The organism is Streptomyces sp. NBC_00887, assembly GCF_045207585.1.
In genome coordinates this window covers 6,596,377-6,609,776 of the sequence record NZ_CP108788.1, presented here as the reverse complement: position 1 = coordinate 6,609,776, position 13,400 = coordinate 6,596,377, and the positions used below count along the sequence as shown (strand labels likewise).

Below are 13,400 nucleotides of genomic sequence, written 5' to 3'. Positions count from 1 at the left end.
AGGGCCGGTCACTCTGTCACACGGGTCCGACAACCGCGTCCCGTGCCGGTAGTTCGACGACCACCTCGTCGTCCTCGACGGCGTCCGTCGGCCGGAAACCGAGAGAGGTGTAGAGCGCTGCGGCGGCGGTGTTGCCGGGGGCGTACGACAGCCGGACGACCTCGCAGCCGTCCTGCTCCGCGAGCCAGGCCGTGAGCGTGCGCATGACCGCGCGCCCGATGCCCCTGCCCTGCTCGGGGCCGTCGATCAGCATGCCGCCGATCCAGTAGGAGCCGTCGTCGTCCCGGGCCCACATCACATGCCCGAGCGCCAGGTCGTCGGCGTGGACGGCCAGCGAGTTCCAGGTGTCCTCGCGCATCGACAGCAGGAGGTACCGGGCCGCCAGCGCGGGGACGTGGTCGCGCTGGCTGTCCAGGGGGGCGACATCGGCGACCGCACGCCAGTTGTCGCTGTCCACCTCGCGCAGAGTGACGCGCCGGCCGGTCCGGTCCGAGAATCCGTGATCAATCATCGAGGGAGGGTAGGCCGTGGTTCTCCGCCCGGGCCAGCGGTTTCCCCGTCCTGTGACAGCGCGTTGCGGAAACCCGTGTTGACCGCCAGGAGTCCGCCGTCCACCCGCAGCGTCGTCCCCGTGATCCAGGACGCGTCACGGGAGGCGAGGAAGGCGACGGCGGACGCGATGTCGTCCGGGGCGCCGAGCCGGCCGAGCGGGTAGAGGGCGCTCGCCCGCTCCAGTTCGGCGTCGCGGCCCGCCCAGGCCTCCGTACGGATCGTGCCGGGGGCGATGAGGTTGACGCGCACCCCGCGCGGGCCCGCGTGGCCGGCGAGGGTGCGGGTCAGGCTCGCCAGGCCCGCCTTGGCGGCGCTGTAGGCGTGGCCGCCGAAGTCCTGTTCCCCGTTGACCGAGCCGATGTTGACGATCGCGCCCCGCCCGGAGGCCACCAGGTGCGGCAGCGCGGCGCGGGAGCAGCGGTAGGGGCCGGTCAGGGTGATGTCGAGGGTGTGGTCCCAGGATTCGTCCGCCTCGTCCTCGAAGAGGGGGGCGTCCTCGTGGTTGGCGTAGGCGTTGTTGACCAGGACGTCGAGCCGCCCGAAGGCCGCGACCGCGTGGGCGACCGCCGCCTCGACGGCGGTCCGGTCGCCCACGTCACAGGCCAGGGACTCGGCCGTGCCGCCCCGTTCCCGTATCTCCTTCGCGGTGTGCGCGGCCCGGCCGGCGTCCAGGTCGGTGACGAGTACGGCCGCGCCTTCGGCGGCCAGCCGGCGGGCCGTGGCCGCGCCGATGCCCCGTCCGGCGCCTGTGAGGAGTACGGCGTGTCCGTCGAAGCGTGCGGCGGAGGGAGCGGCCGGGGAAGGAGAGGCGGGAGTGGAAGTCATAGAGCCGAACGTACTGCCCTGACCAGGGCCTGGGCACGGGGGTCGGCGGTGACTCCCTTCTGCAGGCCGTTCGTCACATAGCCGAGCGCGATGCCCGATTCCGGGTCGGCGAAGCCCAGCGAGCCGCCGCGGCCGGGGTGCCCGAAGGAGCCGGGGGCCAGGAGCGGGGCGGCAGTGCCGTGCAGCATGTACCCGAGGCCGAAACGGGTGTTGACGACCAGGACCCGGTCCGGGCCCTCGGACTCCTCGGTGCGGGCGAGGGTGAGCGTGGCCGGGGCGAACAGCCGGTGGCCGTCCACCTCACCGATCATCGCGGCGTAGCAGCGGGCGAGTCCGCGCGCTGTGGCGACACCGTTGGACGCGGGCAGTTCGGCCGCACGGTAGGCGGGGTCGTTCTCGTCGGGGAAGGGGTCGATGGCTCCGAAGGCACGGCGGGTGAGCGAGGCCGGGTCGCGGTAGGCCTCGACCACGGACCGCTTGGGGCGCATGCGCAGGGCGCCCCCGTTGTGCTCGGTCACGGGCGGCTCCACGGGGCCGATCCGCCCGACCCGGTGCGCCTCGTCCGCCGGGAGTCCGAACCAGAAGTCCAGGCCGAGCGGGCGGGCGATCTCCTCGGCGATCCAGCGGCCGATGGTGCGTCCGGTGGTCCTGCGGACCAGTTCGCCGATGAGCCAGCTGTAGGTCTGGGCGTGGTACCCGTGGTTGGTGCCGGGCTCCCACAGGGGCCGCTGGGCGGCGACGGCCCGCGGACCGGAGGTCCCGTCGGCGGCCTCCTCGGGCGTCAGCGTGCCGTCGAGTGCGGCGAGTCCGGCGCGGTGGGCGAGGAGATGGCGTACGAGGACGCGTTCCTTGCCGTTCGCCTTGAACTCGGGCCAGTACGTGCCGACCGGGGCGTCCAGGTCCACCTGGCCCCGCTGGTGCAGCAGCAGCGGCACGGCCGCTGCGATGCCCTTCCCGGCCGAGCGGACGACCTGGACGGTGTCGACCGCCCACGGTTCGCTCCCGTCGACATCCCTCGTACCGGCCCACAGATCCACGACCTTGCGCCCGTGACGGTAGACGGCCACGGCCGCTCCCCGTTCCCCGCGCTGTTCGAAGTTACGGACGAAAGCATCCCGTACCGCCTCGAACCCGGGCGTCACCGTGCCCCGTACATCCACGCCTGCTCCCGCGCTCCCGCTCATCCCCCCATGGTGCATCCCGCCGCAGGTCGGACGGCTGGCGGGTCACCCCATGTTCACGTATGCGGAACGGACACGGAACGCGGGTCGAAGCCGAAAGGCAGCTCCAGCCGGTGGCTGCGCATCAGTTCCTCGTCGCAGAGGAGGTCCTGGGTGCGGTTGTCGGCGGCGATCACTCCGTCGCTGAGGATGACGGCCCGCGGGCAGAGTTCGAGGGCGTACGGCAGGTCGTGGGTGACCATCAGCACCGTGACGTCCAGGGAGCGCAGGATGTCCGCGAGTTCGCGGCGGGAGGCCGGGTCGAGGTTGGAGGAGGGCTCGTCCAGGACGAGGATCTCGGGCTGCATCGCGAGGACGGTGGCGACGGCGACCCGGCGGCGCTGGCCGAAGGAGAGGTGGTGCGGGGGACGTGTCGCGAACTCCTCCATGCCGACCTGCTTGAGCGCGGCCGAGACCCGCTCCTCCAGCTCGGGACCGCGCAGTCCGGCGGCGGCGGGCCCGAAGGCGACGTCCTCGCGGACGGTCGGCATGAAGAGCTGGTCGTCGGGGTCCTGGAAGACGATGCCGACCCGGCGGCGGATCTCGGCGAGGTGGCGCCTGCCCACGGGCAGCCCGGCGACCCGGACGCTTCCGGCGCCCGCGTCGAGGATGCCGTTGAGGTGCAGGACGAGGGTGGTCTTGCCGGCGCCGTTCGGGCCGAGGAGGGCGACCCGTTCGCCGCGGGCCACGGTCAGGTCGACGCCGAAGAGGGCCTGGTGACCGTCGGGGTAGGCGTAGGCGAGGCCGGTGACCTCGAGGGACGGGGCGGCGGTGTTCGGGCTCATACGGTCCATCCCAGCAGACACACGGCGAGGGCGGTCAGGGGGAGTGCCGAGGCGTACGCCCACTGGGTGCGGGAGGCGGTCACCTCGTCGATGACGGGCATGGTGCCGGTGTAGCCGCGGCTGACCATCGCGAGGTGGACCCGTTCGCCGCGCTCGTAGGACCGGATGAACAGGGCTCCGGCCGTCTTCGCCAGGACACCCCAGTGCCGTATGCCGCTCGCCTCGAATCCGCGGGAGCGGCGGGCGATCGACATCCGCCGCAGCTCGTCGGTGATCACATCGCCGTACCGGATCATGAAGGAGGCGATCTGGACGAGCATCGGCGGCAGCCTGAGGCGCTGGAGCCCGAGCAGCAGGGAGCGCAGCTCGGTGGTCGAGGCCAGGATCACCGAGGCGGCCACACCGAGGGTGCCCTTGGCGAGGACGTTCCAGGCGCCCCAGAGGCCGGGGACGCTGACGGAGACGCCGAGGAGCTCGGTCTGCTCGCCGGGCACCACGAACGGCATCAGCAGCGCGAACGCCACGAACGGCACCTCGATGGCCAGCCGCTTCAGCAGGAACCCGGCGGAGATCCGGGCCAGGCCGGCGACGACGCCGAGCAGGACCGCGTACAGGGCGAAGGCCCACACGGCCTCGCGTGGGGTGGAGACGACGACCACGACGAAGCACAGGACGGCGGCGAGCTTGCAGTGCGGAGGGAGGCCGTGGACCGGTGAGTGCCCGTGCCGGTAGAGCTTGTGCGCGTGGCCGGCGCCCATCTCAGACGGCTCCGGTGGCGGGGGTGGCCGGCGCTTCGGTGGTACGGCGTCGGCGTACCGCCCAGAAGACTCCGGTGCCGACGGCGACGGTGGAACCGACACCGATCACTCCGGCGAGACCGCCGGAGATCCGGGCGTCGCTGATGTCCTTGACGCCGTAGTCGGCCAGGGGGGAGCTGGCCGCGCCGTGCTCCTGGACCTTCTCGTCGATGCCCTTGTCGGCGGCGACCTTCTCCAGGCCGTCCGGGTTCGCGGAGGCGTAGAAGGAGACGAAGCCCGCGAGGACGAGGGCGGCGGCCAGGCCGGTGGCCCAGACCTTGCGTGTGGAGCGGGCCGCGACGGCGACGGGAGCGGGAGCGGCGGCCGGGGCGTCGACGAGCTCGCCGCCGACGCGGAGCTTGAGCGGGGCCGCGAGTCCGCGGGCGCCGTACACGAGGTCCGGGCGCACGGCGATGACGGCGCCGACGGTCAGCGCGGTGATCGCGGCCTCACCGATGCCGATCAGGACGTGGACGCCGACCATCGCGGTCAGAACCTTGCCGAGGGGGACGTCGGTGGTCCCGCCGATCGCGTAGATCAGGGTGAAGGCGGCGGCAGCGGCGGGTACGGAGACCAGGGCGGCCACGAAGGACGCGACGGTCGTCGAGCGGCGCCCGCGGGGCAGCACACGTGTCAGCCCGCGGAAGAGGCCGTAGGCGACGACCGTGGTGACGACGCCCATCACCGTGATGTTCACGCCGAGTGCGGTGAGACCGCCGTCGGCGAAGAGGATTCCCTGCATCAGCAGGACGACAGCTATGCAGAGCACCCCGGTGTACGGCCCGACGAGGATCGCGGCCAGCGCCCCGCCCAGGAGGTGGCCGCTGGTGCCGGCGGCCACCGGGAAGTTCAGCATCTGCACGGCGAAGATGAAGGCGGCGACCAGACCGGCCAGCGGGGCCGTGCGCTCTCCCCCGGCCCCGGTTCCGCCCGAGAGGGAGGCCCCGCCCAGTTCTCGTCGGGCACCCCGGAGGCTGACGGCGACCGCGCCTGCGGCGACGACGCCGGCGACGGCGGAGACGGGTGCGTTGATGAATCCGTCGGGTACATGCATGGAGTGGCTCCGCTTTCGGGCGTCTTCGCGGGCGGGGTCGGGAACCGCTCAATGATAGTGCCCTGTTGCAAATAGTTCGCAAGAGCGTACGCAACACAACTACTCGCTCTTCCCGACGTGCCCAATAGGGGACATATGGCACATTGGAGGGGAGAGATGCATACACAGGAGGAGCCGGCCCATGTCCCTCGTGATCCAAGAACATGCCAGAGCCCGGCTCATCACCGACGGGCCCGACCCACGGCTGGTCCCCGTCGAGCTCACCTGCGACGCCGACGCCCCGCAGACCGTCCACGTCCGGCTTCCCGGCGGCGTCGACTGGGCGTTCGGCCGCGACCTCCTGGAGAGCGGACTCCGCGGCCCCGTCACACGCGGCGACATACGGGTGTGGCCGTGCGGCCGCGCCCAGCTGGTCCTGGAACTGCACTCCCCGGACGGCGTCGCCGTGTTCCAGTTCGACGTCGCGCCGCTGATCCGCTTCCTGCACCGTACGCACGAGGCCATCGAGCGCAGGGCCCCCGCCCCCGCTCCTCCCCCCGCCGCTCCCGCCCCGGCCCCCGCACCTGCCGCCTCCGTCACCCGCGCATGACGCCGGAGGGCGCCGCATGACGAAAGCCCCCGTGCCGCGTGCACGGGGGCTTTCTGTCGCCCCGGTCCCCCGTCCCCACAGGTAACCGGTGCACCGGGGCCGCGCTCCGCTCAGACGCGGACCCCGGGTACGTGCGGCTCGGGCCGCGGATCAGACGCGGGACAGTTCGCGCTCCTCGCCGTCCGCCGGACCGTCGGCCAGGTCCTTGCGCAGGCCCTCGCCCTCCACGTCCACGTTCGGCAGTGCGCGGTCCAGCCAGCGCGGCAGCCACCAGGCGCGCCGGCCGAGCAGGGCGAGCACCGCCGGCACGATGGCCATGCGGACCACGAAGGCGTCGAAGAAGACGGCGATGGCCAGCGAGAAGCCGATCATCTTGATCATCGACTCGTGGGAGCCGATGAAGCCCGCGAAGACCGCCATCATGATCACCGCGGCGGCCGTGACCACCCGGGCGCCGTGCCGGAAACCGGTGACGATCGCCTGGCCGGGCGTCTCCCCGTGGACGTACGCCTCACGCATCCGGGTGACCAGGAAGACCTCGTAGTCCATCGCGAGGCCGAAGACCACGCCGACCATGAAGATCGGCATCATGCTCATGATCGGCCCGGTCTGCTCGACCCCGAAGAGCGAGCCGAGCCAGCCCCACTGGAAGACCGCGACGACCGCACCCAGGGCCGCCACGACCGAGAGCAGGAAGCCGAGGGCCGCCTTCAGCGGCACCAGCAGCGAGCGGAAGACCACCATCAGGAGCAGGAAGGCCAGGCCGACGACGAGCGCCAGATAGGGCAGCAGCGCGTCGTTCATCTTCTGCGAGAAGTCGATGTTCATCGCCGTCGCACCGGTGACCAGCACCTCGGCGCCGGTGTCGCTCTTGATGTCCGCACCCGCGTCACGGATCGCGTGGACGACCTGTTCCGTCTCGGTGGAGCTCGGACGGTCCTTCGGGATGACGGTGATGGTCGCGGCGTCGCCGGCCTTGTTGAAGGTGGCCGGGGTGACGGCCGCGACACGGCCGATGCCCTCGATCTCCTGGGAGACCTGGTCGACCGCGGACTTGCCGTCCGAGCTGCCCTTCGTGTCGACGACGACCAGCAGAGGACCGTTGAACCCAGGACCGAACCCGTCGGACAGCAGGTCGTAGGCCTGGCGCTGCGTGGTGCTCTTCGGCTGGGAGCCGTCGTCCGGCAGGCCCATCTCCAGCGATGCCGCGGGGACGGCGATGACTCCGAGGCCGATGACCCCGGTGAGCAGGACCCACACCGGCTTGCGCAGCACGAACCGCGCCCAGCGGGTGCCCATGTTCGGCTTGGCCTCGGGCTTGTTCTCCGCCTCGGCGGCCTTGCGCGCCTTGCGCCCCATGACCCGCTTGCCCGCGAAGCCCAGCAGCGCCGGGACGAGGGTGAGCGCGATGAGGACGGCGATCGCGACCGTGCCCGCGGCGGCGAAGCCCATCTTCGACAGCATCGGGATGTTGACGACAGCGAGGCCGACCAGGGCGATGACGACGGTCAGGCCTGCGAAGACGACCGCGGATCCGGCGGTGCCGACGGCCCGGCCTGCGGCTTCCTCGCGCTCCCGGCCCTCGGCCAGTTCGGCGCGGTAGCGGGAGACGATGAAGAGCGCGTAGTCGATGCCGACCGCGAGACCGATCATCATCGCGAGTGTGGACGTGGTGGAGCCCAGGTCGAACACGTTCGCCAGGGCCGTGATCATCGATACGCCGATGCCGACGCCGATGAGCGCGGTGAGCAGCGGGAGCCCCGCCGCGATCAGCGAACCGAAGGTGATCACGAGGACCACCGCGGCGATGGCGACACCGATGATCTCGGTGGCCCCGGTCTCCGGCATCACCTGGAGCGCGTCACCGCCGATCTCCACGGTCATTCCGCTGCTCTGCGCGGCCTCGCCCGCTTCCTCGAGCGCCTCGCGCGTCCCGTCGGTGAGCTCCATGGAGCTGACGTCGTAGGAGACGGAGATGTACGCGGTCGAGCCGTCCTTGCTGACGGCGTTCGCCGCGAACGGGTCGGCGACGGAGGCGATCTGGTCCGAGCCGGACTTCAGCTCGGCGACGATCTCCTTGACCTCGGCCTTGTTGGCGGCGTCGGTCACCTTCTGGTCGCCGGGTGCCTTGAAGACGACCCGGGCGGTCGCGCCGTCGGCGCTGCCCCCGGGGAAGCGCTGTTCCAGCAGGTCGAAGGCCTTCTGGGCCTCCGTACCGGGGATGGAGAAGGAACTGGAGGTGGCGGCGGACGCGGAGGCGGCACCGAATCCGGCGAGCGCCAGCAGTGCCACCCAGACGAGGGCGACGTAGCGGCGGCGCCGGAAGGCAAGCCTGCCGAGCTTGTAGAGGAATGTGGCCACGGAGGGGTACTCCCGGTCAGGTCGTTGAGTGGAAAAGGGCGTGAGGAACCGGCCCGACGACGAGAGCGGCGTGTCAGGTGGAGCTTCGGGGAGGGGTCCTCGGCAAAGAAGAGAAAAAGAAAGGGGACGTCAGACGCCGAGGGCGGGGAACACCACGGCTTCGACATAGTCGATGAGGAACGCCTGGTCGACCGAGCGGTCGTCGACCATCTCGCGGGCGGCGAAAGCGCCGATCATCATGTGCGGTACGTACGGGAGCGCCGGATTGTCCGGACGCACCTCACCGCGGTCCACGGCCCGCTTGAGCAGCACCCCGAGACCGGTCATCTCCGGCTCGATCAGCAGCTCGCGCAGGGCCTGGAACAGATCGGGATTGTCATGAATGGCATGGGTCAGGCCCCGCATCAGCGCGGAGTTCTTCTCCATCTGGCAGTCGTCGGTGCGAAGCAGGACGGCGTTGAAGTCGCCGCGCAGCGAGCCGGTGTCGATCTCGGCAAGGTGCACCGGCTTGTCGTTCCGGAGTGCCTTGACGACCAGCTCGGCCTTGCTCCCCCACTGGCGGTAGAGGGTGGCTTTGCTGGAACGGGTGCGAGCGGCAACGGCGTCCATGGTCAACGCCTCGTATCCGACCTCGCCGAGCAGGTCGAGCACGGAGGTGTACAGCTCGCTCTCGCGTTCCGGCGTGAGCCGACTGCGTGCCATGTCCCGACCTCCTTGTCCGTTGCGCCTGCTGGATCGTACGTCGGCGGCCGGTCATCGGAATGATCAACCAAACGAACGAAACTGTTTCGTACACCTCGAAGGTACTCCCCCACCTGGCGAAACGAGACAGTTTCGCTTGTGTCCTGGACCACAAGTTGCCGGAGCCCCTTCGCACGGAAAGCATTGGGGGGTGAGTGACGACGTCGCGTATCTCCGTTTCCCGCACCTCCACGAGGACTTGCTCTGCTTCGCGGCCGAGGACGACCTCTGGGTCTCCCCCCTCGTCCCGGCGGGGCAGCGGCCCGGCCGGGCGTGGCGGCTGACTGTCGACCGGACCAGGGTCAGTCATCCGCGCTTCTCGCCCGACGGGAGCCGCATCGCCTACACGACCTGGCGCACGCTCGACCCGGAGATCCATCTGGCCCCCGTGGACGGCGGGCCCGCCCGCAGGCTCACGTACTGGGGCTCGACCGACGCCCGGGTCTGCGGCTGGAGCCCCGATCCCCGCGACTCGTCCCAGATCCTCGCCGTGTCCTCGCACAACCAGCCGTTCTCGTACTTCTCGTGGGCCTACAGCGTTCCGACCGACGGCAGCCCCGGCGGCAAGCTCCCCTGGGGGCCGGTCTCCGACATCGCGGTCGCCGACATCGACGGCGAGCGGCGCACCCTCCTGCTCACCGGCAAGCCGCCGCACGAGCCCGCCGCGTGGAAGCGGTACCGGGGCGGGGCCACCGGGCGGCTCTGGCTGCACGGCGAACGGCTGCTGCCGGACATCGGGGGCCATCTGGACTCACCGATGTTCGTCGGGCGCCGGATCGCGTTCCTGTCCGACCACGAAGGGGTCGGCAACCTGTACTCCTGTCTGATGGACGGCAGCGATCTGCGCCGCCATACGGACCACGACGCGTTCTACGCCCGCCACGCCTCCAGCGATGGGAACCGGGTCGTCTACCAGTGCGCGGGCGATCTGTGGCTCGTCGACGACCTGGAGTCGCCGGACGCCGTACCGCGGAAGCTGGAGGTACGCCTCGGCGGGCCCCGGGCGGGGAGGCGCACGTACCAGGTACCGGCCGCAAGCAACGTCGACTCGCTCTCCGTGGACGAGACGGGCCGGGCGAGCGCCGTGTCCGTACGCGGCAGCCTCTACTGGCTCACGCACCGCGACGGGCCCGCCCGCACGATCATCGACACCCCGGGGGTGCGGGTCCGGCTGCCGGAGATGCTCGGCAGCAGCGGCAAGGTCGCGTACGTGACGGACGCGGACGGCGACGACGCGATCGAGATCGCCTACCTCCCCCGGGCCAGTGGCGACCGCGAGCCGGTCCGGCTGGCCTCCGGGCAGCTGGGCCGGGTCCAGGAGATCACCTCGGACCCGGAGGGCGAGCGGCTGGCCATCGCGTCGAACGACGGCCGTCTGCTCCTGCTGGACACAGCCGTGGAGGCGGAGACGGCAGCGGAGGGCCAGGAGGGGGCCGAGGACGCCCCGCCGGTCCCGCACATCCCCGCGGAGGACGTGGTCACCGAGCTCATCCGCTCCGTCAACGGTCCGGTCCGCGATCTGGCGTTCTCGCCGGACGGAGCGTGGCTGGCCTGGTCCCACCCCGGCGTGGGCAGGTCCCTGCGGCAGATCAAGCTGGCGAGGATCTCCGGTCCCGACGCCCCGGTGATAGTGGATGTCACCAACGGCCGCTTCGAGGACGAGAACCCCGTCTTCACGGGTGACGGACGCTATCTCGCGTTCCTCTCCTGGCGCGGATTCGACCCGGTGTACGACGTCCATACCGGCGACCTCTCCTTCCCGCTGGGCTGCCGCCCCTATCTGGTCCCGCTCTCCTCGGCGACCCCGTCCCCCTTCGCCCTGCTGCCGGACGGGCGGCCGGCGGCGGGCGGGCTCGACCCGGTCGACATCCCCGACGGCACGGTCGAGGGGACGACGGTCACCGTGGAGTTCGAAGGGCTGGAGAGCCGGGTGACGCCGTTCCCGGTCTCCGCGTCGAAGTACTCGGGGCTGCAGCCGGTCAGCGGCGGCGGTCTGGTCTGGTTGCGCTGGCCGATCTCCGGCGCCCTGGGCGAGACGTTCGCGAATCCGTCGGACATGTCGGGCCGGCCCACGCTGGAGCACTTCAACATCGCCAAGGCGCGCAAGACCGAACTCGTCGACCACCTGGACTGGTTCGCGGTCAGCGGGGACGCGAGCCGGCTGGTCGTGATGGACGACGGCGAACTGCGCGCCGTACCGTCCAACGAGCCCGGCGACAGCGACTCGACGGTCTTCCTCGACCTGCGCCGGATCCTGCACGACGTCGACCCGGCGGCGGAATGGCGTCAGGCCTACGGGGAAGCCGGGCGCATCATCCGGGCCTACTTCTGGGAACCGGACATGTGCGGCATCGACTGGGACGGGGTGCTCGACCAGTACCGGCCGCTCGTCGAACGGGTCGCCACGCCCGACGAGTTCGCGGACCTGCTGCGGGAGGTCCTGGGCGAACTGGGCACCTCCCACGCGTACGTCTCGCCCGCCCGCCGCAACGAGGGCCCACCGCACTACCAGCGGGCGATCGGACTGCTGGGCGCGAACCTCGTGTGCCGCGACGGCGACTGGACGGTCCAGCGGATCCTGCCCGGTGAGTCCTCGGACTCCAAGGCCCGTTCACCGCTTGCCGGTACGGGCATCCGCGAGGGAGCGGTCCTCACCCATGTCGACGGCCGGGCCGTCGACCCGGTGGCCGGCCCGTACCCGCTGCTGACGGCGGCGGGCGGCACCACGGTGGAGCTGACGTTCCGGCCGGCCGGGGGCGAGTGCGGCGGCCGGTCCCGGCGCATCGCGATCGTCCCGCTGGTCGACGAACGGCCGCTGCGCTACCAGGACTGGGTGGCCAAGCGCCGCGAGGTCGTACGGGAGCTGAGCGGCGGCAAGTGCGGTTACCTGCACATCCCGGACATGGGCGGCTCGGGCTGGGCGCAGTTCAACCGCGACCTGCGCCTGGAGGTCTCCCGCCCGGCCCTGATCGTCGACGTACGCGGCAACGCGGGCGGCCACATCAGCGAACTGGTCGTCGAGAAGCTCACCCGAACGATCCTCGGCTGGGACCTGACCCGCAACGCGCAGGCGGTCAGCTACGCCTCCAACGCCCCGCGGGGTCCCGTGGTGGCACTGGCGGACGAGGCGACCTCCTCCGACGGCGACATGATCACGGCCGCGTTCAAGCTGCTGAAGCTGGGGCCGGTGGTGGGCCAGCGCACCTGGGGCGGGGTGGTCGGCATGACCGGGCGCCACCGGCTCGGCGACGGCACGGTGATCACGGTGCCGATGAACGCGGCCTGGTTCGACACGTACGGCTGGTCCGTCGAGAACCACGGCGTCGGCCCGGACCTGGAGGCCCTGCGCACCCCCCTGGACTGGGCCGAGGGCCGCCACGCGGTCCTGGACGACGCGGTGAGGGTGGCCCTGGACCTCCTGGCGGTCCACCCGGCGGCCACACCCCCCACCTACGCAACAGCCCCGATCCTGCGCCGCCCCCCACTGCCACCACGCTGACCCGGCGGACCGGACACCTTCGACCGCCGGGCGCTCGAGCACACCCTTCGACCGAGCGCCGGTCACCCCGGCCCGCCCTGGGGTCGAGGGCACCCCTCAACTCCACCCCAGGGGTTGAGGGCACCCCTCAACTCCACCCCAGCCACCCCGGCCCGCCCGGCGTTCGCGGGCACCCTCTCCGACCCAGCTCCGGCAACCCCCAACCCGTCGCACGCTCGCGGACACCTTTCGGACCCACCCGGCAACCGCCGCCCGCCCGGCGTTCGCGGGCACCCTCTCCGACCCAGCTCCGGCAACCCCCAACCCGTCGCACGCTCACGGACACCTTTCAGACCCACCCGGCAACCACCGCCCGCCACACCCTCACGGACGCCTTTCAGACCCACCCGGCAACCCACGCCCGCCGCACCCTCACGGACACCCTTCAAGCCCACCCCGACAACCCTTAGCCTGCCCGGCAATTGAGGGCATTCTTTGGAGCCCACTCCAGCAACCACCCCCAGCCCGCCCGGCGTTTGAGGGCATCATTCGAGCCCGTCCGGCGATTGAGGACCGGGGCCCGGGGGCGGAGCCCACGGTTTCGGGAAGGGGCGGGTAGGGGACAAGCCCGCGCACGCAAGAAGGGCGCACCCGGTACTCCGGATGCGCCCCACAGCAACGCAGCAACGCAGCAACGCAGACGCGTCAGGCGCCCCGCGCCGCCGAGCTCACGTCAACGGTCGAAACGCTCGCGCGCCTGGTCCGAAGCGCCCTGCGCCCGCTCCCGCACGCCGGACTGACCGGCGGGACGAGCGGAACGGTCCGCACGCTGCTCGTCGGCGTCGGACGGGCGGTCGCGCCGCTCGTCCCGCCGGCCGCCGGCCTTCTTCTGCTGCTGCTTGGCCTGGTCGGCAAGCTCCTGCGCCTTGTCCTTGAACTGGTCTGCGATGCCCATGCTGTTCACTCCTATGTGGGTGCGTGGGGTTGGCCCCGGTGGG

11 protein-coding genes are annotated in these 13,400 nt (G+C 71.5%); 2 read left to right on the top strand and 9 right to left on the bottom strand.

The features are described 5' to 3' along the window. Nucleotides 1–16: 16 nt before the first annotated feature. From OG844_RS30270 to OG844_RS30245, 6 genes are all read right to left on the bottom strand, one after another. Entirely contained in the window at nt 17–511 is a 495-nt protein-coding gene (locus tag OG844_RS30270) for a GNAT family N-acetyltransferase (RefSeq protein WP_406394545.1), read from the bottom strand. After that, complete coding sequence (locus tag OG844_RS30265) at nt 508–1,377, bottom strand: SDR family NAD(P)-dependent oxidoreductase (protein ID WP_406394544.1); 870 nt, start codon at nt 1,375–1,377, stop codon at nt 508–510. Before OG844_RS30265 ends, OG844_RS30270 begins: the two co-directional genes overlap by 4 nt. Then, on the bottom strand, nt 1,374–2,537 hold the full coding sequence (locus tag OG844_RS30260) for a serine hydrolase domain-containing protein (protein ID WP_406396313.1): 1,164 nt from the start codon (nt 2,535–2,537) through the stop codon (nt 1,374–1,376). Before OG844_RS30260 ends, OG844_RS30265 begins: the two co-directional genes overlap by 4 nt. A gap of 77 nt (nt 2,538–2,614) precedes the next feature. After that, a complete protein-coding gene (locus tag OG844_RS30255; RefSeq protein ID WP_406394542.1) occupies nt 2,615–3,382 on the bottom strand; it encodes an energy-coupling factor ABC transporter ATP-binding protein in 768 nt (255 codons plus the stop codon). After that, complete coding sequence (gene cbiQ / locus OG844_RS30250) at nt 3,379–4,140, bottom strand: cobalt ECF transporter T component CbiQ (protein WP_384609215.1); 762 nt, start codon at nt 4,138–4,140, stop codon at nt 3,379–3,381. Before cbiQ ends, OG844_RS30255 begins: the two co-directional genes overlap by 4 nt. A 1-nt stretch (nt 4,141) precedes the next feature. Further along, entirely contained in the window at nt 4,142–5,233 is a 1,092-nt protein-coding gene (locus OG844_RS30245; RefSeq protein WP_406394540.1) for an energy-coupling factor ABC transporter permease, read from the bottom strand. A 181-nt stretch (nt 5,234–5,414) separates the two neighbouring features. On the opposite strand from OG844_RS30245, the gene OG844_RS30240 reads away from it, so the two are divergent. Further along, a complete protein-coding gene (locus OG844_RS30240; RefSeq protein ID WP_406394538.1) occupies nt 5,415–5,822 on the top strand; it encodes an SsgA family sporulation/cell division regulator in 408 nt (135 codons plus the stop codon). Nucleotides 5,823–5,972: 150 nt separating this feature from the next. On the opposite strand, the gene OG844_RS30235 is transcribed toward OG844_RS30240, so the two are convergent. Both OG844_RS30235 and OG844_RS30230 read right to left on the bottom strand, forming a co-directional pair. Then, a complete protein-coding gene (locus OG844_RS30235) occupies nt 5,973–8,183 on the bottom strand; it encodes an MMPL family transporter (RefSeq protein ID WP_406394537.1) in 2,211 nt (736 codons plus the stop codon). Between the two features lie 129 nt (nt 8,184–8,312). After that, nucleotides 8,313–8,885 (bottom strand): TetR/AcrR family transcriptional regulator, encoded by a 573-nt coding sequence (locus OG844_RS30230; RefSeq protein WP_406394535.1) that lies wholly within the window; start codon nt 8,883–8,885, stop codon nt 8,313–8,315. 190 nt (nt 8,886–9,075) lie between these two features. On the opposite strand from OG844_RS30230, the gene OG844_RS30225 reads away from it, so the two are divergent. Further along, on the top strand, nt 9,076–12,423 hold the full coding sequence (locus OG844_RS30225) for a S41 family peptidase (protein WP_406394533.1): 3,348 nt from the start codon (nt 9,076–9,078) through the stop codon (nt 12,421–12,423). A gap of 712 nt (nt 12,424–13,135) precedes the next feature. Here OG844_RS30225 and OG844_RS30220 read toward each other — a convergent pair. Further along, on the bottom strand, nt 13,136–13,357 hold the full coding sequence (locus OG844_RS30220; RefSeq protein ID WP_406394532.1) for a hypothetical protein: 222 nt from the start codon (nt 13,355–13,357) through the stop codon (nt 13,136–13,138). Between the last annotated feature and the right edge of the window lie 43 nt (nt 13,358–13,400).